Annotated in this window: 18 protein-coding genes and 2 pseudogenes; 9 read left to right on the top strand and 11 right to left on the bottom strand. The window is 74.0% G+C overall.

The window, feature by feature from the left end:
* Window positions 1–49: 49 nt before the first annotated feature.
* From QUY26_RS31325 to QUY26_RS31315, 3 genes are all read left to right on the top strand, one after another.
* A complete protein-coding gene (locus QUY26_RS31325; RefSeq protein ID WP_289952604.1) occupies window positions 50–673 on the top strand; it encodes a hypothetical protein in 624 nt (207 codons plus the stop codon).
* 195 nt (window positions 674–868) lie between these two features.
* Window positions 869–2,242 (top strand): CoA transferase, encoded by a 1,374-nt coding sequence (locus QUY26_RS31320; protein ID WP_289952603.1) that lies wholly within the window; start codon window positions 869–871, stop codon window positions 2,240–2,242.
* A gap of 291 nt (window positions 2,243–2,533) precedes the next feature.
* Window positions 2,534–3,580, top strand: a complete 1,047-nt coding sequence (locus tag QUY26_RS31315) for a CopD family protein (RefSeq protein ID WP_436840543.1) — start codon at window positions 2,534–2,536, stop codon at window positions 3,578–3,580.
* Here the strand turns inward: QUY26_RS31315 and QUY26_RS31310 are convergent.
* The 7 genes from QUY26_RS31310 to QUY26_RS31280 all read right to left on the bottom strand — a co-directional run bounded on the left by QUY26_RS31310 (window position 3,549) and on the right by QUY26_RS31280 (window position 10,369).
* Complete coding sequence (locus QUY26_RS31310; protein ID WP_436840542.1) at window positions 3,549–4,295, bottom strand: lysoplasmalogenase; 747 nt, start codon at window positions 4,293–4,295, stop codon at window positions 3,549–3,551. The genes QUY26_RS31315 and QUY26_RS31310 overlap by 32 nt on opposite strands.
* Before the next feature lie 5 nt (window positions 4,296–4,300).
* Window positions 4,301–5,185 carry a sterol desaturase family protein gene (locus QUY26_RS31305; protein ID WP_289952597.1) on the bottom strand — a complete coding sequence of 295 codons (885 nt, stop codon included), beginning with the start codon at window positions 5,183–5,185 and terminating at the stop codon, window positions 4,301–4,303.
* Between the two features lie 145 nt (window positions 5,186–5,330).
* Complete coding sequence (locus QUY26_RS31300; protein WP_289952596.1) at window positions 5,331–6,053, bottom strand: VIT1/CCC1 transporter family protein; 723 nt, start codon at window positions 6,051–6,053, stop codon at window positions 5,331–5,333.
* 55 nt (window positions 6,054–6,108) lie between these two features.
* Window positions 6,109–7,362 carry an amidohydrolase family protein gene (locus QUY26_RS31295; RefSeq protein ID WP_289952595.1) on the bottom strand — a complete coding sequence of 418 codons (1,254 nt, stop codon included), beginning with the start codon at window positions 7,360–7,362 and terminating at the stop codon, window positions 6,109–6,111.
* A complete protein-coding gene (locus QUY26_RS31290) occupies window positions 7,359–8,675 on the bottom strand; it encodes an amidohydrolase family protein (RefSeq protein ID WP_289952594.1) in 1,317 nt (438 codons plus the stop codon). Before QUY26_RS31290 ends, QUY26_RS31295 begins: the two co-directional genes overlap by 4 nt.
* A 10-nt stretch (window positions 8,676–8,685) precedes the next feature.
* Window positions 8,686–9,570 (bottom strand): SDR family NAD(P)-dependent oxidoreductase, encoded by an 885-nt coding sequence (locus tag QUY26_RS31285; RefSeq protein WP_289952592.1) that lies wholly within the window; start codon window positions 9,568–9,570, stop codon window positions 8,686–8,688.
* Between the two features lies 1 nt (window position 9,571).
* Entirely contained in the window at window positions 9,572–10,369 is a 798-nt protein-coding gene (locus QUY26_RS31280) for an acetoacetate decarboxylase family protein (protein WP_289952591.1), read from the bottom strand.
* A gap of 71 nt (window positions 10,370–10,440) precedes the next feature.
* Here QUY26_RS31280 and QUY26_RS31275 point away from each other — a divergent pair, with 71 nt between their 5' ends.
* From QUY26_RS31275 to QUY26_RS31265, 3 genes are all read left to right on the top strand, one after another.
* Window positions 10,441–11,082: a TetR/AcrR family transcriptional regulator gene (locus tag QUY26_RS31275; protein WP_289952589.1), complete on the top strand. Its 642-nt coding sequence runs from the start codon at window positions 10,441–10,443 to the stop codon at window positions 11,080–11,082.
* Window positions 11,083–11,178: 96 nt separating this feature from the next.
* Complete coding sequence (locus QUY26_RS31270; protein WP_289952587.1) at window positions 11,179–12,297, top strand: DEDDh family exonuclease; 1,119 nt, start codon at window positions 11,179–11,181, stop codon at window positions 12,295–12,297.
* 93 nt (window positions 12,298–12,390) lie between these two features.
* On the top strand, window positions 12,391–12,624 hold the full coding sequence (locus QUY26_RS31265; RefSeq protein ID WP_087883543.1) for a hypothetical protein: 234 nt from the start codon (window positions 12,391–12,393) through the stop codon (window positions 12,622–12,624).
* 9 nt (window positions 12,625–12,633) lie between these two features.
* Here the strand turns inward: QUY26_RS31265 and QUY26_RS31260 are convergent, their stop codons facing one another.
* The 3 genes and pseudogenes from QUY26_RS31260 to QUY26_RS31245 form a co-directional block, all read right to left on the bottom strand.
* On the bottom strand, window positions 12,634–12,840 hold the full coding sequence (locus QUY26_RS31260; RefSeq protein ID WP_289952582.1) for a hypothetical protein: 207 nt from the start codon (window positions 12,838–12,840) through the stop codon (window positions 12,634–12,636).
* A gap of 45 nt (window positions 12,841–12,885) precedes the next feature.
* Window positions 12,886–14,274, bottom strand: a complete 1,389-nt coding sequence (locus QUY26_RS31255) for a S53 family peptidase (RefSeq protein ID WP_289956431.1) — start codon at window positions 14,272–14,274, stop codon at window positions 12,886–12,888.
* A 285-nt stretch (window positions 14,275–14,559) separates the two neighbouring features.
* A pseudogene (locus QUY26_RS31245) lies at window positions 14,560–14,721 on the bottom strand (NF041680 family putative transposase); the annotation flags it as partial.
* 288 nt (window positions 14,722–15,009) lie between these two features.
* On the opposite strand from QUY26_RS31245, the pseudogene QUY26_RS31240 reads away from it, so the two are divergent.
* The 3 genes and pseudogenes from QUY26_RS31240 to QUY26_RS31230 form a co-directional block, all read left to right on the top strand.
* Window positions 15,010–15,783 (top strand): annotated as a pseudogene (locus tag QUY26_RS31240) (SURF1 family cytochrome oxidase biogenesis protein); the annotation flags it as partial.
* A gap of 391 nt (window positions 15,784–16,174) precedes the next feature.
* A complete protein-coding gene (locus QUY26_RS31235) occupies window positions 16,175–18,052 on the top strand; it encodes a glycoside hydrolase family 15 protein (protein WP_289952578.1) in 1,878 nt (625 codons plus the stop codon).
* Between the two features lie 4 nt (window positions 18,053–18,056).
* A complete protein-coding gene (locus tag QUY26_RS31230; RefSeq protein WP_289952577.1) occupies window positions 18,057–18,812 on the top strand; it encodes an SDR family oxidoreductase in 756 nt (251 codons plus the stop codon).
* A 532-nt stretch (window positions 18,813–19,344) separates the two neighbouring features.
* On the opposite strand, the gene amaP is transcribed toward QUY26_RS31230, so the two are convergent.
* Entirely contained in the window at window positions 19,345–19,923 is a 579-nt protein-coding gene (amaP, locus tag QUY26_RS31225; protein ID WP_289952576.1) for an alkaline shock response membrane anchor protein AmaP, read from the bottom strand.
* Between the last annotated feature and the right edge of the window lie 7 nt (window positions 19,924–19,930).

Raw genomic sequence — 19,930 nt, 5'->3', positions numbered from 1 at the left:
GGCCGGGCGGCGTGCGCGCCGTCCGGCCCCTCACGAGAGGATGCCGCACATGTACGCGTACCAGGACTCGACGTTCGTCTACGAGGGCCAGCAGCAGTGGCAGGCCGAACCCGCCCGCCCCGGATGGCAGTTGTGGGTCCGGTTCGTGCTCACCGTGCTGGTCCTTCCGGTGTGGTGGCTGCTGCTCCTTGTGGCGGCGCTCGCCATGATCGTCGTCGCGATGTTCGCCGAGATCCTGACCATCATCCCGGGCTTCGAGCGCGGCGCGGATCGCGCCATGGACTCCTTGTTCGGCAAGATCTCCGTCTGGCCGCGCTGGACCGTGACCTGGCCCGAGCTGAACCACGAGGGCGACACCGCCTTCTACGCCGCGCGAGTCGACGCGTACCTGGACAAGTGGACGAAGAACGCGTCCAAGCCCAGGGCCCCGAAGAAGCCCGCGCCCTCACCGGAGTGCGAGGTGCCGTGGCGCACCTTCCGGGGCGTCGGCGGCGCGTACGTCGTCGAGGCGGCCACCCGACGCGGCTGGGAGCTGCGGCCGTCCGACCCGACGAAGGAGATCAGGCTGTGGTGGTCGGCGGCTTCGGCGCCGGGGGCGGTGCACCCGGGGGCTGCCGGGCCGGGCGCCGCGGAGCCGGGGTCGGCGGGGTATCCGCCCGCGGGCACGGCATAGTGACTGCATGATGCAATCACCCTTGGGAGCGCTGGTGGGAAGCGGGGACCGGTGAGCGGGGCCGTGGTTCCGGGCCCGTGGGACGAAGCACCGGCTCCAGGGCCGTGGGACGAAGCCGTGGTCCCGGGGCACGACGCCGGTGCCCCAGGACACGACGCCGGTGCCCCAGGACACGACGCCCGGATCCCGGGGCCGTTGGACGGTGCCGCGGTCGCCTGGGACGCGCTCGGGGGCGACCCCGCGCTCCTGTCCCGGCTCTCCCCCGTCGTACGCGAGGACACCCTGCCCGCGCGGCTCCCGGTGCGGGCGCTCGCGCGGTCCTGTGCGGGCGTCTGCGCGCTCGCCGCCGCCGAGTTGGCGGCCCTGCGCACGGGGCGGGACGTGCCGCACGCGCGCGTGGACGACGGTGCGGTGGCCGCCGCGTTCGCCAGTGAACGGCACCTGCTCGTCAACGGGCGCGCGCCGGAGTCGTTCGCGCCCCTGTCGCGGTTCTGGCGCACCGCCGACGGCTGGGTGCGCACGCACGCCAACTACCCGCACCACCGGGCCCGCCTGCTCGCCGCGCTGGGCCTCGGCGACGGCGAGGCGTCCGTCGAGCGCGTCGGCGCCCGCCTCGCGGGGCTGGCCGCCGCCGAGGCCGAGGAGGCGGTGTACGCCGCCGGAGGCCTGGCCGTCGCCCTGCGCACGCCACAGGAGTGGGCCGCGCATCCGCAGGGGGCCGCGGTGGCCGGGCTCGCCCTGGTGGGCCGGGAGCGGCTCGGCGACGGCGCACCGCCCGCGACGGCGCCCCTCCGGCCGACGGCCACGGACCCGCTGCTGCCCGCCGCCGGGCTGCGCGTCCTCGACCTCACGCGCGTCATCGCGGGGCCGGTAGCCACCCGTACGCTCGCCCTGCTCGGCGCCGACGTGCTGCGCGTCGACCCGCCGCACCTGCCCGAACTCCCCGACCAGCACGCCGACACGGGCTTCGGCAAGCGCTCCGCCACCCTCGACCTCGGCGCCCCCGCGGACCGGCGCGCCTTCGAGGACCTGCTCGCCCGCGCCGACGTGGTCGTGACCGGATACCGGCCCGGCACGCTCGACCGGTTCGGGCTCGCCCCCGAGGCGCTGGCCGAGCGGCGGCCCGGCCTCGTCGTGGCGCAGCTCTCGGCGTGGGGCGCGAGCGGCCCGTGGTCCGGCCGCCGCGGCTTCGACAGCCTGGTGCAGGTGGCCACGGGCATCGCGGTGGTCGAGGGCGCGCCGGACGCGCCCGGCGCGCTGCCCGCGCAGGCGCTGGACCACGGCACGGGCTATCTGCTGGCCGCCGCGGTGCTGCGGTCGCTGTCCGAGCGGCTGAGGGACCCCGCCGACGGCACGGGGGGCACGCCTGTGGTGCGGCTCGCCCTCGCGCGGACGGCCGCGTGGCTCACGACCTGGCCGGCGTACGCGGCGGATCCGTGGCTCACCGGGACGGACGGTCCCCTGGGGCGGCTGCGGTACGCCCTGCCGCCGGTGTCCTTCGAAGGCGGACCCGTGAACTGGGAGCGGCCACCGGGCGATTGGGGCGGGGACGCCCCTGTGTGGCGGTGAGCGGGACCGGATGGGCGGAATGACGTTCCACCAGTTGTTTGCCCGGACTTGCCCAGGAGTGCGACGACTGGTGAAGATCTTGTGGTGAGCTCCATACGACCGCCAGGGGACCCGGGAGGCGAGGCCACGGCCGGGACGGCCGCCGCCTCGTCGCACACCGGGTATGCAGCCTCGCCGCACCATCCGGGGTACGCGAGCCCGGCCGACGCGCCCGCGGCCCCGTCCGACAGGACGCGTCCGGCCGCGCCCGACACGGCGTATCCGGACCCGGCCGACACGTTGCACCTCACCGTGCGGCGTACGGAGTACCCCTCCGCGCCGCCCGCCGCGCCCGCCGCCCCGCCCGCGGCTCCCCATGTCACCGCGCCCCGCCGCCCGTCCTCCCGCCGCGCCGTCGCCGTGCTCGTCCTCGTGGCCGTCGCGGCCGTGGTGCCCCTCTTCGGACCGACAGCCGTCCTGGACGGCACGGGTGAGGCGGAGGCCCCGGGCACGCCGGGGATCACGTTCCTGCGGACGGTGCTGTTCGCCGCGCTGTGCGTGCAGGTGGGCGAGGTGTTCGTACGGCGGCTCGCGCGCCGCGTGCCGGGGGCGCCGCTCGCCTCGGCGCCCCCGGGGTGGGGGTGGTGGGCGGCCGTCGCGGGCGGTGTCGCCGCGCTCGGCCTCGCCTCGATCGTCGCCAGCGGCAACCTGGTGCCGCACCAGCCGTCCGACCTGGACGTCGGCGGGCTCTACCAGTCGCGGGACGGCCGCCTCGCGCTCCTCGAGGTCAACGCCTTCGTCGTGGCCGCGCTCTGCGCCCGCTCGCGCCGCCCGGACAGCTCGCTCCTGCCGCTGGCCGCCGTGATCGTGGCGGAGGCGCTGCGCGCGCACCCGCCGACGGAGGAGGCCGCGCTCGTCGGCTCGGGGCTCACCCTGGTGCATCTGACGTGCGCGGCGCTGTGGGCGGGCGGCCTGCTGTACGCGCTGCGTACGCTGCGGAGCTGGCGAAGGACCGCCCCGGAGGCGGGCGTCGCCGTGCTCGGCCGCTACGCGCGCGTGGCCGCCGTCCTGTTCGCCGCGATCACCGCGAGCGGAATCGTCAGCACGCTGCGCCGCATGCCGCCGGACACCGTGGCCGACCAGCTGACGGAGACGGCGTACGGCCGCACCCTGCTCGCCAAGGTGCTGCTCGTGGCCGTCGTCGCCGTCCTCGCGCTGCTCTCCCGCCGTCGGCTGAAGCGGTCCCCTCGGAGCACGCTGACCACGTACGTGCCCGCGCGCGCCGAGGTGATGGCGCTCGGGGCCGTGGTCGCGGTGTCGGCGCTGCTCACCGTCGTTCCGGTGCCGATCCGTTGGTGAGGGCGCCGGTGAGCACGCCCCGGGTCAGGAGGGCCTGGGCGGCCAGGTAGGTCAGCATGATCCAGAAGTCGGGGCGTGGCGCCTGGGGCCAGTCGGCGACGTCCGTGGCGATGAGGGTGTCCGAGAGCAGGAAGAGGCCTCCGCCCGCCGCCGCGGTCAGGCCGAGGGTGGTCGCGCCGAACGCCATGGCGGTCAGGAGCAGGCTGTAGCCCGCCACCGGGATCCGCATGTCCGACGGCAGGTCGGTCCACAGGAGCGCCACGGTGACGATCAGGGCGCAGGCGTAGGTGGCCACGACGAAGGTGCCCCGGGCCGGGGCGTGCTGCTCGCCGTGTCTGCGGAACAGCGCGAGGTAGCAGAGGTGGCCGACGGCGAAGGAGCCCATGCCCGCGAGGAAGAGGGGGTCGGCGTCGCCGAGGAGGAGGACGTCGCCGCCCCAGCCGAAGAGGAGGGCTGCCGCCAGCAGGGGTGGGCCTGCGCGGAGGACCGCGTAGGCCGCGAGCAGGGGCATGAGGAGGGGCTTCAGTACGGTGTGGCCCGTGTCGGACCCGAGGGCCAGAGCGGCCAGGTCTCCCGCCGCCGCCAGGGCGAAGGCCGCAAGGGCCACTGTGCCGTAGCTGTGCCTCCTGGACGTGGGCGTATCGGTGCCCGGCAGCGGGAGCTGGGCCCACCCTCCCCCGACGGAGGGTGCGAGTGTCGGCTCGCCCGGCTCCATGCGGCTCACGCCGCGGGCTCCGTCGTGCGTTCCCGCGTCGGCGCGGCGGTCGGTGACTGGGGCGGCTGCCAGCCCGGTCCCCGGAAGACGTGGCCCGCCCGGTCGCTCCAGGTGGCCGCCTGCTTCAGGTCCCTGGCGATCGCCGCGTACTCGTGGGTGGCGACGCGCAGCGGGTTGTACGTCGTGATGTTCTTCGTGAGGCCGTAGACCGGGCGGTCGGTCTCGGGGACCCAGGAGCGGAAGAGGCGGTCCCAGACGATCAGGATGCCGCCGAAGTTGCGGTCCAGGTAGCCGCCCTGGGACGCGTGGTGGACGCGGTGGTGGGACGGTGTGTTGAAGACGTACTCGATGGGCCGGGGCAGCTTGCCGATGCGTTCGGTGTGGATCCAGAACTGGTAGACGAGGTTCGTCGCGGAGCAGAAGGCGAGGGCCGCGGGGTGCACGCCGAGCGCGATCAGCGGCAGGTAGAACGGCCACACCGTCAGGCTCGTCCAGGGCTGGCGGAGCGCGGTGGTGAAGTTGAACTTCTCGCTGGAGTGGTGCACCACGTGGCAGGCCCACAGGACGCGGATGACGTGGTGGCCGCGGTGCGACCAGTAGTAGAAGAAGTCCTGCGCGAGCAGCATCAGCGGGATCGTCCACCACAGGACGGGCACGCGCAGCGGCGTCAGCGCGTACACCCCGGAGTAGACGGCGACGATCGGGATCTTCCAGAGGAAGTCGAAGACCAGACTGCCGAGCCCCATGGTGATGCTGGTGGCGGCGTCCTTGGTCTCGTACCCGGCGGCGTCCTCGTCGGGGTGGACACGGTGGCTGATGATCTCGACGACCGTGAGCACCACGAAGGCGGGGATGGACCACAGCACGACATCGGGCAGGTTCGGGGACATGCGTGCACGGTAGAACGGCCTCTGGGCTGCCGCTAGAGGTTGTTACCGATAAGTATTACCGCGGGTACGGCATCGGTTTTTGGCGATCTCCACCAATGCGGGGCCGCGCTCCACCGCTCGCGGGGCCCAGGTCCGTACCTCCGCCTCACACCCCGGCCGCGCCGAGCAGCGCCCCCGCCCCGTACGTCACCGCCATCGCGAGCGCCCCGCCCGCCACGTTCCGCACGACGGCGGGCCGCACCGCCGCGGAGCCGAGCCGGGCGCTGCTGAGGCCGGTGAGGGCGAGCGCGCCGAGGACCGAGAGGACGGTGACGCCGAGGCGCCAGTCGGCCGGCGGGAGCACCATGGCGAGCAGCGGCAGCAGCGCGCCCGCGGTGAACGCGAGGAAGCTCGCCCACGCGGCGTGCCAGGGGTTGGTCAGCGCGTCGGGGTCGATGCCGAGCTCCACGCGCGCGTGGGCGCGCAGCGCGTCCCGCTCGGTGAGCTGTTCGGCGGCCTCGCGGGCCACGTCGCGGCTGAGCCCGCGCCCTTCGAGCAGGTCGGTCAGCTCGGCGAGTTCGGCCTCCGGCTGCTCGCGCAGTTCGCGCTTCTCCAGGGCGAGGGCGGCCTTCTCGGAGTCGCGCTGGGTGGACACCGAGACGTACTCGCCCGCGGCCATCGACATCGACCCGGCGAGCAGTCCGGCGAGGCCCGCCGTCAGGATCGTGGCGCGCTCGCTGGTGGCACCGGCGACGCCGACGACGAGGCCCGCGGTGGACACGATGCCGTCGTTGGCGCCGAGCACCGCGGCCCGCAGCCAGTTGAGGCGGGTGCCGAGCGCACCGCCGTGGGCCTCGTCGTGGTCGGGGGCCGGCGCCTTCTCGCTCATCTGGGGAGGGTCTCACCCGGTGCGCCGCCCGCGCGGCAGCGGCGCACCGGGAGGTTCACCAGACCCTGGTCTGCCCGCCGGGCGCGAACACCGGGCTCGTCGCCCCGGCCGGTGTCTCCTTCAGGGGTTCGGCGAGCTCCTGGACGGTGGGCCCGACCCGGGCCGCGATCGCGTCGAGCCGACGCAGGTCGAAGCCGTACACGCGGGCCGCGTTGCCGCCCGCCATGGCCGCGACCTCGGCCGGGGGCAGGCCCGCGTAGGCGGCGCGCAGGCCCTCGCGCGAGAAGGGGTGGGTGCCCTCGTCGTGCGGGTAGTCGCTGCCCCACATGATCTTGTCGAGGCCGACGCGGTCGCGCACCGCCGCCTCGTGCGGCCGCATGAAGCTCGCGCCCACGAAGCAGTTCTCCCGCCACACCTCGGACGGCCCCTTGCCCATGGCCTCGAAGAGCCCGGCGCCGAACTTGGACTCGGCGGTGTCACGGCGCGCGACGGCCGCGACGAGCCGCCCGTGGTAGTAGTCCAGCATCGCGAGCACGCCCGGGATCCAGCCGGAGCCCTGCTCGGTGAGGACCAGCTTCAGCTCGGGGTGGCGCCGGAACGCGCCGCCGAACATCAGGTGCCACAGCGCCCGGTGGGAGAACCACGTCGTCTCCACCATGAACACCGCGCGTGCGGCGGGCTCGTCGCCGAGCGGCGGCGAGGCCGAGCCCGCGTGGTGGTTCACGGGCACGCCGAGCTCCGCGCAGACCGCCCACAGCGGGTCGTACGTCTGCGAGTACAGCTCGGGCAGGCCCGACCCCGGCGGCGTACCGGGCACGAGGACCCCGCCAGTGAGGCCCGCGCCGACGCACCGGCGGACCTCCTTGACGGCCTCCTCGACGTCGTTGAGCAGGATCTGGAAGACGCCCGCCCGCCGCCCGGGCGCCGCCGCGCAGAAGTCCGCGAGCCAGCGGTTGTGGGCGCGCAGGCCCGCCCAGCGCTGCTCGTACTCCTGCCGGGTGGGCGCCGGGGCCATCAGGGACGCCGAGGGGAAGAACGGCGGGATGGTGTTCGGGAACACGACCTCGGCGACGATGCCGTCGGCCTCCAGCTCGGCGAGGCGGCGCTCGGAGTTCCAGTTGCGGTCGGCGGTGTCGGCGAGCAGGTCCTCGTACGGATTGACGTAGGTGGCCGCCCAGGCGTCGAAGGCGTCGTGGTGGCGGGTTTCCAGGTAGGGCCTGTAGTCGAGGAGGTCGGCGCCGGCGTGGCAGTCGGCGGAGATGACGGTGTAGCGGTCGGTGCCGGTGTACGTCGTGTCGGTGTACGTCATGGGGTCACCCCGAGCGTCGGGAAGTCGTGGCCGGTCAGCCAGTGGCGGCCCGTCTCGCGCGAGCGGGCCCAGGAGGCATCGACGGCGCGCTGGTCGGGGTCCTGGCCGAGGTCGGCGGGGGCCGGTCCGATGCGGCGGGCCAGCGGGGCGAGCTTCGCGGTGTCGAAGCCGAAGACCTCGGCTGCGGCGAGGCCCAGCATGCGGCGGGTCTCGGCGACGGGGATGTCGTGGAAGGTCTTCGCGAGCCACGCGCGCGTGTCGGGCCAGGTGCCCTCGGGGTGCGGGAAGTCGCTGCCCCAGAGGATGTTGTCGACGCCGATCTCGTAGCGCTGGGCCAGCTCACGGCGTTTGGTGTTGGTGGCGCAGACGAAGATCTGCCGGTCCAGGTACTCGTGCGGCGGGCGCTTCAGCTCGGCGAACGGCGACAGCTTCTTGCCGCCGTGCGCGCCCAGGTAGAGCCGGTCCATGAACCACAGCAGGTTCGGCAGCCACCAGCAGCCCGACTCCGCGACCCCGAACCTGAGCCCCGGGTGCCGCTCGAAGACCCCGGACCAGAGCAGGAACCACAGTGGCCGGGCGGGCCACCAGGTCACTTCGGAGACGTAGATGCCGAGGTGGTCGCCGTACTCCTCGCGGGGCGCCGCCCCGGAGTGGGTGAGCACGGGCATCGCGCACTCGGCCGCGGCGGACCATACGGGGTCGTAACGCCGGTCGTGGTAGGGCGCCTTGTCGACCCACATGGAGGGGATCATCAGGGCGCCGAGCCCCGACTCCCTGGCGCGGTGGATCTCGGCGACGACCCGGTCGACCTCGCCGGTGACGGGCAGCAGGGCGACGCCGCAGTGCCGTTCGGGGTTGCCCGACACGAAGTCGGCGAGCCAGCGGTTGTGCGCCTGGGCGCCCGCCATGCCGAGTTCGGGGTCCTGGTCGCCGGAGAGGCCGAGGCCCACTCCGAAGGGCGCGGCGGTCCGGCTGTCCACGGCGTCGGCGTCCGGGAAGACGACTTCCGCGGCCACCCCGTCGCCGTCCAGCTCCTTGAGCCGCTGCGCGGGGTCCCAGCCGCCCCTGAGGCCTTCCTCGTTGTCGCTGAACCACCGGTCGGCGAAGGCCTCGTTGCGGATGCCGAGCCGGGTCATCTCCTCGCGGCGCCGCTCGCGCCCGCCGAGGAACTCGTCGAAGTCCCGGTGGAACCGGGCGTCCAGGTAGGGCCGGTACTCCTCGGTGGGCAGGCCGGCGTGGCAGTCGGAGGACACGATCAGGTAGGGCTCTTCGAACCCCTGCCGGGGTTCTCGGGTGTCGTGCGGGTCCGTCATGACGGCTCCCTCAGTCCAGGATGAAGCTCTCCAGGTACGACGGGTCGGTCCGGCCGAGCATCGACTGCGCCCGGGCCTTGATCTGCCGGTCGCTGTGCTCGCTCGCGGGCAGCAGCCAGAAGCGGCCCGCCGCGACGCCCTCGGCCACGAGGTCCGCGACGTCCTCCACGGGCGTGAACGCGACCTCCTGCCCGGCCTCCCGCATGGCCGCCTCCCACTGGCCGAGGCTGCGGTAGGGCGTCCTGCGGGGGCGGGACTTGGCGTACCGCTCGGGGCGGTTGCGGTGCGACTCCCACAGGCCGGTGCGCAGCATGTGCGGCCCGGGAAAGAGCACGGAGGCGCCCACGCGCGCGTGCTCAGCTTTGAGGTGCGCGTACAGGGACTCCGTCATCGTCACGACGGCCGCCTTGGTGACCGCGTACACGGACGCCGTCGGCAGCGGCGCGATGCCGCCGTCCCCGGAGGAGGTGTTGACGACGTGGCCCTCGTCGCCGCCCGCGAGCATGCGCGGCACGAACGCCTGGATGCCGTGGAAGACGCCCCACACGTTGACTTCGAAGGCCCACTTCCAGTCGTTCGGGTCGTGCTCCCACATCCGGCCCTCGGCGCCGGAGCCGACCCCGGCGTTGTTGCACAGAACGTGCACGGCCCCGAACCGGTCGTAGGTGTCGTCGGCGAGCGCGACGACCTGCTCGCGCACGCCGACGTCGACCACGCGCGCGTGCACGGCCGCCCCGTCCGCGCGCAGGGCGGCCGCGGCCTTCTCCAGAGCGCCCTCCTCGACGTCGGCGAGCACGACGGTGAGGCCGTCCGCCGCGAACCGCCGTGCGAGGGCGAGCCCGACGCCGCTCGCCGCACCCGTGACGACGGCGACCTGCCCGGCGCGCAGCTCCATGTCAGACGCTCCCCTCGGGCGGGCCGTCCAGGACCTGCCGCGGGTCGTCGTAGCGCTGGTGGACGTAAGGAAGCAGCGCCTGCGCGTCGACGCGCTCCACCACCCGGCCCCGCTGGTCGCTGGTCTTCTCGCCGATGGTGATCTCCACCAGGCGGCGCACGGGCAGGTCCGCCACCGGGTCGTACATCGACTCGCGCAGCACCACGTCCCCGGTGACGCTCTCCAGCCTGCGGACCCGCTCCTCGCGTACGCAGTGCACGAGCACCGGGTCCGCGTCGAAGCCCGAACCGTCCACCGCGGGCAGGAACTTGAAGTAGAAGTCGGTCTTCCGCGCGGGCTCCGGCAGCGGCAGGCCGCCGCTCACGGCGCCGCGCACCTCCACGAACGCGATGCCGTGCCGGGCCATGGCGGCCCGCACCACGAGTCCGTCGCGCTCGACGGTGACCTCGCCCAGCTTCTTGGGCTCGCCGAAGACCTCGCGGCCGCCGGTCAGGGCGCGCTCGTGCGTCATCGGCATCACCAGCGGATACCAGCCGGCCACGCCGCCGTGCTCCGCGGCGACGGCCACGGAACCCGCGCCCAGCGGATACCCGGCGAGCTCCACCCGGCTGACGCCGACCCGCACCAGGGGCCGGTCCCTGGGCTTCAGGGGCGGTGGCAGGACCGCCGCCACCGCGTCCGGGTCGCTCTCCCACACGGCCACGACACCCGTGGACCAGATGTCGGGGAGCTTGGTGTGCGCGGTGCGCGTCGCGGCCATCTCGGCCTCGGTGCGCGCGCCGTAGCGTACGCGTGCCATGCCGTACCACCCTTCGCCGACGGACTGTCAGATACTTGCGGGGGTTCTGTAACACAGTTACAACAGGAGCCGTGAAGGGTAAAGAGACGCGTGCGCAGCTGGACCGGGACCAGGTCCTGGCCGCCGCCGCGGGCCTCGTCAAGCAGCACGGCCCCGCCGCCCTGACCATGCGGGGGCTCGCCGCCGAGCTCGGCACGGCCGTCACCTCGATCTACTGGCACGTCGGCAACCGCGAGCAGCTCCTGGACGCCCTCGTCGAGCGGACCGTCGCCGACCTCGGCGAGATCCGCCCCCGGGGGAGCACGCCCGCCCGGCGCATCGCGTCCGTGGCGCGCGCCCTGCGCCGGCTCCTTCGCGACCACCCGCACCTCATCGCGATGGTCCACGAACGCGGCCTGACGGAGCGGATGTTCCTGCCCGCGCAGCGGGCCCTGGTGCACGAGGTGCACGCGGCGGGGCTGCGCGGCGCCCGGGCCGCCGACGCGGTGCGCGCCGTCCAGGTGCATGTCGTCGGCCACGTCCTGGTCGAGCGCAACCGCGAGCGCGCGCCGGTGCAACGCCCCGGCGAAGGGGAGCTGTGGGACACGCGGGCCGCCGAGCAGGACCCGGCCCTCGCCCGCGCCCTCGCCCGGCCGCCGGACACGGAGCGGCTGTTCACGCTGTCGGTGCGGGCGCTGGTGGCGGGGTTGCTCGAACCCCCCTCAGGAGACTGACACCCCCGGCGCCCCGAGCGGCGCCCGCCCCTTCCGCGGGACGACTGCCCGGCCCAGGGACCTGACTGTCGGTCGCGGCCCGTATCCTCATGGACCATGCTCGAAGACCGCACGACCGCACCGCCGACGGCGCCGACCGCGACTCCGGCGACCCCGGAATCCCCGGCGACGACCGACGCGTCCGCGCCGGGGTCCGAGACCCCCTGGCCGACCGCCTACCCTTCGGGGTACGCGGTCGTCGACGTCGAGACCACCGGCCTGTCCAGAGACGACCGGATCATCTCGGCCGCGGTCTACCGCCTGGACGCCCGCGGCGAGGTCGAGGACCACTGGTACACACTGGTGAACCCGCAGCGCGACCCCGGCCCGGTCTGGATCCACGGCCTGACGAGCGACAAACTGGCCGACGCCCCGCTCTTCGCCGACATCGCCGAGGAGTTCGCGACCCGCCTCGCGGACCGCGTCCTCGTCGCGCACAACGCCGTCTTCGACTGGTCGATGATCGCCAGGGAGTACGCCCGCGCGGAGCGCACCGCCCCCGTCCGTCAGCGCCTGTGCACCATCGCGCTCTCCAAGGAGCTCGGCCTGCCGCTGCCCAACCACAAGCTGGAGTCCCTCGCGGCCCACTTCGGCGTCGTCCAGCGCCACGCCCACCACGCCCTCGACGACGCCCGGGTCCTCGCCGAGGCGTTCCGGCCGAGCCTGCGGGCGGCGGCGAGCGGGGGCGTGCGGCTGCCGCTCCTGGAGTGCCGCCCGCTGACCGAGTGGTCGGACGGCGCCCGCATCGGCCGTCAGGGCGGCCGCTCCCCCGGGTCCGGCGCCCCTTCGGCGTCTCCGTCGTACGCGGGGTACTCCTCGTACCAGCCCGGCAGTTGGCGCCCCTCCCGCAAGCGCCCCGCCTGTCCGTTCCCGAACCCCGGGCGGTGGGAGGACGGCAAGCCCCTCAAGCAGGGCATGCGCGTCGCCTTCTCCGGGGACACCTCCGTGGACCGCGAGCTCCTGGAGGACCGGGCGTTCGAGGCGGGCCTGCACATCGCGACGAGCGTGTCGCGGCTGACGAGCCTGCTCGTCACCAACGACCCGGACTCGGGCACGTCGAAGACGACGAAGGCCCGGGCGTACGGCACGCCGGTCATCGACGAAGCGGCCTTCGGCCAACTCCTCCAGGACGTGGCCCCGGCGGACGCCCCGGCGCGGACCCGGTCGGAAAGATGACCGCCACACGGTCCGCGTCAGACGGGTGATTGCGGGGCGACTCGCCCGCCCGTCGCTCGCCCCGCGCCGCCGCCGCGTCCCACTCTGTGGCCCATGGCACGTTGCGAGGTCTGCGGAAACGACTACGGCATGTCCTTCGAGGTGCACGCGCAGGGCGCGGTGCACGTCTTCGACTGCTTCGCCTGCGCCATCCACCGCATGGCGCCCATCTGCGAGCACTGCCGGTGCCGCATCATCGGGCAGGGCGTGGAGGTCGAGGGCCACTGGTACTGCGGGGCGCACTGTGCCCGCGCGGAGGGTCGGGTGGGCATCGTCGACAGGGTCTGAGCCTGAGTTTCAACCTCCGAAGGGCTCGTCGCTCCACCGGAACCACGCCTCGCTGCCGTTGATGCGCAGAAGGAAGTCGGCTGCCGCCCCGGAAGGCGACACGAGTGTCGGCTCCTGGGGAACGCGGTCGTGGGCCGCATCGAACCGCTCGAAGTCGTCCGACTCCACGATGGCCGAGACCTCGTCGGACCACGGCTTCACGGCACTGGTGACCATCCGGGCCGGAAACGCGTGGCCGGCCTCCGGCGAGCGGGACTCGGTTCAGGACACCGCGGCTGCCAGGGCCGGCACGAACCGTGCCGCATCGACGGTGCCCAGGCCGGAGGCGAGGTCGTAGCCCTTGGTGGCCTCGAAGCCGTCGGGGCCGTTGTCGCCCTCGGTGATGTCGACGATGCCGCCCTTGGGATCCTGGGCCAGCTCGTACAGCTCGTCGTGGATGTCGCCCAGGCGCTTGCCCGCCTTCTCGCCCGCGAGCGCGACGACCGCGGCGAACAGCGGGGTCGACTCGCTCGTGCCCCCCAGGGGCAGCCAGCCGGCCCCGGCGGGAAGGAAGCTCTGGTAGATGAGCGTGCCGCCGGAGGCGGAGCCGTCCATGGACACATCCGAGGTGCCGCGCCGATCACCGACCACGTCACGCACGCTCTCTTGGTACGCCGGGCGGCGGAAGGTCTGCGACGGGCCCCCGCCGGTGGCCCCGCCACGCGCCGTGGAGTCGTTCCACACGGTGTCCGGGCCGGTCCGCTTGCCGTCGGCGTCCAGATGCAGCCGGGATCCGCCGAGCGACAGGAAAGCCGGATCCGATCCGGGCCAACTCGTCGACCTGACCCGCTTGCCGTCCTCGCCGATCGTGGGCGCCGCACCCCAGTCACCGGCGCCGGACACCAACGTGACGCCCGAGCCGACCAGGTCGGCGAAGACCTTGCTCGCCTTCTCGAACGCGGCCACCGGCTCGTGGGTGTTGCCCGCGGCCTGGTACTCCTGTGCGGAGTAACTGACCGAGATGACATCGGGACTGTCCTGCTTGACCATCTCCGCGAAGGCCCCGGCGAACAGCTCCGCCATCCCCTCCCCGCTCTCCTTGGCCTCCTTGGACGGCATGTGGGTCAGGAGCGGCCGGTCAGGGCGGTTGGGCGGTGCCTTGGGCAGGGCGAGCTGTCCGACCACGATCTTGGCGTCCGGCGCCATCATGTGCGCCATCTGCACATCGAGGGTGGTTTCCATGGCGCCCGCGGCCATCGACTCGTTGGCGGCGTCGAACGGGGCCGCCGAGCCGCCCGAGTTGATCTTCCTGATCGTCAGCTCCGGCTTCGGCAGGTTCATCGCCTCGCTGAACTTCTCCAGATCCCGCTCCAGCGAGGGCGGCACGAACTGGTCATAGATCGCGATGACGCGCCCCTTGCCGGTCAGTCCCTGGCGATTGAGCTTGTCGATGCCGTACGCCGTGCGTACCACGTCCGGCGTGTAGCAGGGGCTGTGGAGTGCCTTCCGGCACTCCTGAATGCTCGGCACCGACGGGAACGGCTTGGGCCCGGAAGCAACGGGTGAAGGGGATGACCCGGACGGCGCGGTCTGGGCGGCGCTGCTCGCGCAGGCCGTCGCGGTGAGGGCGAGCGCGAGAGCGCACCACGCCGCATTTCGCATGTGGGGCATACGCTCAGCGTGCGCCCCTCGCCTCGGACCCGCCCCATCACTAGGCCATTGGAAGTACGCCGAACACCTCCCAGGCTGTTTCTGGGCTCGTTCCTTATGGTTTGTGAGGTTTGGGCTGATTGCGTTCCGCGATGGAGTCGGGGCGTCCGGTCGTTCCGCCCACGTCGCAGCGGGTGGCGGGGGGGGCGGTTCTTCGAGCCAAGTGGGCTTCCTGGGAACGGAGTTGACGGTTCGGGCGCACGGGCCGGGCAGTGCGGTCGCGGGCGGATGTTCCTGAACCCGCGGCGGCCTTGGGCAGCATCGCCAGGGCCTTGCGCAGCCGGACCGCGTCCATACGGCCCTGGTGGAGCGCGCCGTACATCGCTCCGTGCCCGCGCCGGTGCTCGGCCGTCAGGCCGTCAGTGTCAGGTCGACCGGCGAGGTCACCGGCCTGTCCTCGCAGAGCATCGCGTCCGTGAGGTCGAACGCGTCCCGCCGGGCATCGTGGCCCACCGGACTCACTTCCGCGGCTTTCGTATGAACGTGATTCCGTGGCGGCACGCATGGTCATACGAAGGCTGGCAGCGTGCTCGGCCAATCCCCGGATGGCCGATCCCCGGATGGCCGATCCCCGGATGGCCGATCCCCGGATGAGCGAGGCCGCACGAGGCAACGTTCGAGGCCAGAGGCAAAAGAACAAGCTGAGCGGGCCCCCTCCCGTCGGGGGGCTTTCGCACGCGGGGTAACGTCGAAGCCGTGTACCGCTTCCTCCTGACCCGCCAGTGGGTGATCCTCACCCTCGTCGGCCTCGTCCTCATCCCCGTGATGATCGAGCTGGGCTTCTGGCAGCTGCACCGCCACGAGAGGCGCGTGGCGCACAACGACAGGATCGGCAGGGCGCTCGACGCCGCGCCGGTCCCCGCCGAGCGGCTGACCGCGCCGGGCCGTGACGTACCGGACTCCGCGGTGTACCGCCGGGTGACGGCCAAGGGCACCTTCGACCCCGAGGACGAGGTCGTCGTGCGCCGCCGCACCAACTCCGACGACGAGGTCGGCTTCCACGTCCTGACCCCGTTCGTCCTCGACGACGGCAAGGTGCTGCTCGTCAACCGCGGCTGGATCCCGGCGGACGGCCCCCAGACCGCCTTCCCCAAGGTCCCCGCCCCGCCCCGCGGCGAGATCACCGTCACCGGCCGCCTCATGGCCGACGAGACGTCCGCGGCCAGCGGCATCAAGGACGTACGCGGACTGCCCGATCGCCAGATCATGCTGATCAGCAGTGGGCAGCAGGCACACGCCCTGGGCAAGAAGGTCCTCGGCGGCTACATCGAGCAGACCGCGCCGCGCAGCGACTCCCCCCAGCTCCTCGCCGAGCCCGACCACAGCGGCATCGGGGCGCACATGGCGTACGCCGTGCAGTGGTGGCTGTTCGCCGCCGGGGTGCCCGCGGGCTGGATCGTCCTGGTCCGGCGCGAGCGCAAGGACCGGCTTGAGGCGGCCGCGCGGTCGGCGGCGGAGAAGCCCGAGGGACGCGCGGAGGGCACGGAGGTCGCAGCGGGCGCCGCAGGCGCGGAGGCCGAGCCGGGGGCCGAGGACGCCGAAGGCCGGCAGAGCGCCGAGGACGCCGAAGGCGAGCGGGGGGCCGAGGACGCCGTGGGCGAGCAGGGAGCCGAGGACGGGGGCGGGCAGGGCGCGGAGGCCGGGCGGGCTTCCCCCGCGACGGCCTGACGCCGCCGTCCCACCGCGCGCGGCCGACCGGCGCGGCGGGGACGCGCACCGCTCCCGGCCCCGCCCTCGACCCCGTTCCGGCGGGGCCCGACCCCGTTCCCGCCAGGCCCGCCCTCGACCTGGTTCCGGCTGTTCCCGCCCCTTCTCCCTCGGGCCCCGGTTGACGCGCCGCCCAACCGGGAAGCCGTCACTCGTGTCACAACGACCGCGCCGCCCCATCGAGGACTACGCCCTGATCGGCGACCACCAGACGGCCGCCCTGGTCTCCCGGACCGGTTCGGTGGACTGGCTGTGTCTGCCGCGCTTCGACTCGGGAGCCTGTTTCGCCGCGCTCCTGGGCGACGACGAGCACGGGCACTGGCGCGTCGCGCCGAAGGAAGCCGACGTGTGCGCCCGCCGCGCCTACCGCCCGGACACCCTCGTCCTCGACACCGAGTGGGACACCCCGGACGGCTCGGTCCGCGTGACCGACTTCATGCCGCAGCGCGACCGCGCCCCCGACCTCGTCCGCGTCGTCGAGGGACTCAAGGGCGAGGTGACCGTCCGCAGCACGCTCCGGCTGCGCTTCGACCACGGCTCGATCGTGCCCTGGATGCGCCGCGCCGACGGCCACCGGGTGGCGGTCGCCGGCCCCGACTCCGTGTGGCTGCGCACCGATCCGCCGGTCCGCACGGAGGGCCACGACTTCACCACGTACTCCGAGTTCACCGTGGCCGCCGGGGAACGCGTGACGTTCGTCCTCACCTGGCACCCCTCGCACGAACCGACCCCGAGGCTGCTCGACACCGAACAGGCCCTGCGTGACAGCGTCGCGGACTGGCAGGCCTGGGCGGCCCACTGCCGCTACGAAGGACCGCACCGCGACGCGGTCGTCCGCTCCCTGATCACGCTCAAGGCCCTCACCTACGCCCCGACCGGCGGCATCGTCGCCGCCCCCACCACCTCCCTGCCCGAGGAGATCGGCGGCGTCCGCAACTGGGACTACCGCTACTGCTGGCTGCGCGACTCCACCCTCACGCTCGGCGCGCTGCTCGCCGCGGGCTATCTGGAGGAGGCCGAGGCGTGGCGCGACTGGCTGCTGCGCGCGGTGGCGGGCGACCCCGCCGACCTCCAGATCATGTACGGCCTCGCGGGTGAGCGACGGCTGCCCGAGTACGAGGCGGGGTGGCTGCCCGGGTACGAGGGTTCGGCGCCGGTGCGCATCGGCAACCGGGCGGTCAGACAGCGCCAGCTCGACGTCTACGGAGAGGTCGTCGACTCCCTGACACTGGCCCGCCGCTCGGGCATGATCACCCGCCCGCACGGCTGGCGGCTCCAGCTCTCGCTCATGGAGTTCCTGCGGCACTGCTGGCGCGAGAAGGACGAGGGCCTGTGGGAGGTACGCGGCCCGCGCCGGCACTTCGTGCACTCCAAGGTGATGGCCTGGGTCGCCGCGGACCGCACCGTGCGCGCGATGGAGGACGACCCCGCGCTGCACGGCGACGTGACGCGCTGGCGCCGCCTGCGCGACGACATCCACGCGGAGGTCTGCGCGCGCGGCTACGACGCGAAACGCCGCACCTTCACGCAGTCGTACGGCTCCCGCGAACTGGACGCCGCGCTCCTGCTGATCCCCCGCGTGGGGTTCCTGCCGCCCGACGACCCGCGGGTGCTCGGCACGATCGAGGCGGTGCGGGAGGAGCTGAGCACACGGGAGGGATTGCTGCGGCGCTACACGGCTACGGGAGTCGGGGCGGGCGCCAGCGGGGCGGGGGATGCGGGCGGCGCCGCCCCTCCTGCCGCTGTCGACCCCACCGCCCCCGCGGACAACGTGGACGGGCTGCCCGGCGGCGAAGGGACCTTCGTCGTCTGCTCCTTCTGGCTCGCCGACGCGCTGCACCTGACCGGTCGCACCAAGGAGGCCCGCGACATCTTCGAGCGACTGCTCGCGCTCCGCAACGACGTGGGGCTGCTCGCGGAGGAGTACGACCCCGTGGCCGCGCGGCAGTTGGGCAACTTCCCGCAGGCCTTCAGCCACGTGGGGCTCGTGGGCACCGCCCTCGCCCTCTTCGGCCCGGACGCGGCAGGATAGGACCATGGATCTTGGACTGAACAACCGTGTGTACGTCGTCACCGGCGCCACCCGTGGCCTCGGCAACGCGGCCGCCCGTGAGCTGGTCGCGGACGGCGCGAAGGTCGTCCTCACCGGGCGCGACGAGAAGACGGCCGCCGCGGCGGCCGCGGAGCTCGGCCCGAACGCGGTGGGGGTCGGCGCGGACAACGCCGATCCGGGCACCGCGGAACGGCTCGTGGCAGCGGCGCGTGAGCACTTCGGGGGCTTCGACGGCGTCCTCATCAGCGTCGGCGGGCCGCCGCCCGGCTTCGTCGCCGACAACACCGACGAGCAGTGGCAGGCCGCGTTCGACTCCGTCTTCCTCGGTGCGGTACGTCTCGCCCGTACCGCCGCGGCGGAGCTGGGCGAGGGCGGCGTCATCGGCTTCGTCCTGTCCGCGTCCGTGCACGAGCCGATCCCCGGCCTGACCGTCTCCAACGGCCTGCGCCCCGGCCTCGCGGGCTTCGCGAAGTCCCTCGCCGACGAGTTGGGGCCGCGCGGCGTGCGTGTGGTCGGCCTCCTGCCGGCCCGCATCGACACGGACCGCGTCCGCGAGCTCGACGGGTTCTCCGCCGACCCGGAGGCGACCCGCACGGCCCACGAGTCCCGCATCCCGCTGCGCCGCTACGGCACCCCCCAGGAGTTCGGCCGCACCGCCGCGTTCCTCCTCTCCCCCGCGGCGTCCTACCTCACCGGCGTGATGCTCCCCGTGGACGGCGGCGCCCGCCACGGCTTCTAGGCCGCCGTCTGCGGCCGGGCGGCCGGCGCCCGCCGCTACCGCGGCGGGGCCTCTCCCACCCGTTTGCCGTGGGACGCGGGGTGGGCCCCGCGGGGGTCCGAGTTGGACGGCCGGCACCCGCAGGCCCGAACGCCCCGGGGCCACGGGCGGCAGGTGCCCAAGTGCGGCTCCCCGAAGGCACGGCCGCGCGGCGCGAGCCCGCCGGGCGGGGCCGGGGCAAGCTCGGGGTCGGGAGCGGGAGCGGGCTTGGGGCTCGGGATCGGGGCTCGGGATCGGGGCTCGGGATCGGGGTGAAGTCGGCGGCCGGGAGCTGCGCGGGGGTGAGCCGGGGCCCACAGAAACGGGCGGGCGGGTGGGGGAAGCCGCCGCGCAGCGGCGGGGCGGGAGCCGCCCACGACAAGGGCCAGACCGGGCACGAGGCCAAGCCGGACAGCGGAAGCCGCGCGGGGGTGAGCCGGGCCCCACAGAAACGGGCGGGCGGGTGGGGGAAGCCGCCGCGCAGCGGCGGGGCGGAGGCCGCGCGTGCGGCTGGTCAGCTGACGCGCTCGGCGCGATGCCGCACCGCACGCAACAGCACCGTCGCCGGCAGCCGCCCCAGGCCCGCGGAGTCCCGCGCATGCGCCAACGCCTCCTCGCAGGTGCGATGCAGGGCCTCCGCCGGCACGGCGTCCGCGCCGAGGACGAGCCCGACCCGCGCCTCGGGCGCGTTGCGCCGCCCGGTGAGCCGCACCCGGGCGCGCTCGACGCCGTCGAGGGCGGCGGCCTCGGTCTCGAGGACGCCCTCCATGGCCCGCCCCCGCAGCAACGCGCCCTCCCCGTCCCCGGTCTCGACGAGCACCTCCGCGAGGCGCCGCCGCCGCAGCTGGGCGGTGAGCCACCACAGGGCGAGCAGCACGACGGCGGCGAGCACACCGATGACGGTGGGCCACCACCAGCCGTCGTCCCGCCACCGCGCCCGATCGGCGTCGCTGAGCAGCACGTCGTCGCGGGAGTCGTGCACCCACCACGAGGGCGGCTCGACGCCGAGCCCGACGGCGAGGACGGACCCGCCGAGCAGGACGAGGGCGAGGCCGATGAGGCCGAGGAGCACACGGTTCACGGTCCGCAGCATGGTGCGC

Source organism: Streptomyces flavofungini (assembly GCF_030388665.1).
Lineage (GTDB): Bacteria > Actinomycetota > Actinomycetes > Streptomycetales > Streptomycetaceae > Streptomyces > Streptomyces flavofungini_A.
This window is presented reverse-complemented; position numbering and strand designations above follow the sequence as displayed.

Bases quoted from the DNA above. Each gene is read 5' to 3' on its own strand.
- QUY26_RS31310 (WP_436840542.1), bottom strand. From the start codon at position 4,295: ATGGAGCCGGGCGAGCCGACACTCGCACCCTCCGTCGGGGGAGGGTGG.
- amaP (WP_289952576.1), bottom strand. From the start codon at position 19,923: ATGCTGCGGACCGTGAACCGTGTGCTCCTCGGCCTCATCGGCCTCGCC.
- QUY26_RS31300 (WP_289952596.1), bottom strand. From the start codon at position 6,053: ATGAGCGAGAAGGCGCCGGCCCCCGACCACGACGAGGCCCACGGCGGT.
- QUY26_RS31265 (WP_087883543.1), top strand. From the start codon at position 12,391: ATGGCACGTTGCGAGGTCTGCGGAAACGACTACGGCATGTCCTTCGAG.
- QUY26_RS31255 (WP_289956431.1), bottom strand. From the start codon at position 14,274: ATGCCCCACATGCGAAATGCGGCGTGGTGCGCTCTCGCGCTCGCCCTC.
- QUY26_RS31260 (WP_289952582.1), bottom strand. From the start codon at position 12,840: ATGGTCACCAGTGCCGTGAAGCCGTGGTCCGACGAGGTCTCGGCCATC.
- QUY26_RS31230 (WP_289952577.1), top strand. From the start codon at position 18,057: ATGGATCTTGGACTGAACAACCGTGTGTACGTCGTCACCGGCGCCACC.
- QUY26_RS31285 (WP_289952592.1), bottom strand. From the start codon at position 9,570: ATGGAGCTGCGCGCCGGGCAGGTCGCCGTCGTCACGGGTGCGGCGAGC.
- QUY26_RS31325 (WP_289952604.1), top strand. From the start codon at position 50: ATGTACGCGTACCAGGACTCGACGTTCGTCTACGAGGGCCAGCAGCAG.
- QUY26_RS31295 (WP_289952595.1), bottom strand. From the start codon at position 7,362: ATGACGTACACCGACACGACGTACACCGGCACCGACCGCTACACCGTC.
- QUY26_RS31270 (WP_289952587.1), top strand. From the start codon at position 11,179: ATGCTCGAAGACCGCACGACCGCACCGCCGACGGCGCCGACCGCGACT.
- QUY26_RS31290 (WP_289952594.1), bottom strand. From the start codon at position 8,675: ATGACGGACCCGCACGACACCCGAGAACCCCGGCAGGGGTTCGAAGAG.
- QUY26_RS31280 (WP_289952591.1), bottom strand. From the start codon at position 10,369: ATGGCACGCGTACGCTACGGCGCGCGCACCGAGGCCGAGATGGCCGCG.
- QUY26_RS31305 (WP_289952597.1), bottom strand. From the start codon at position 5,185: ATGTCCCCGAACCTGCCCGATGTCGTGCTGTGGTCCATCCCCGCCTTC.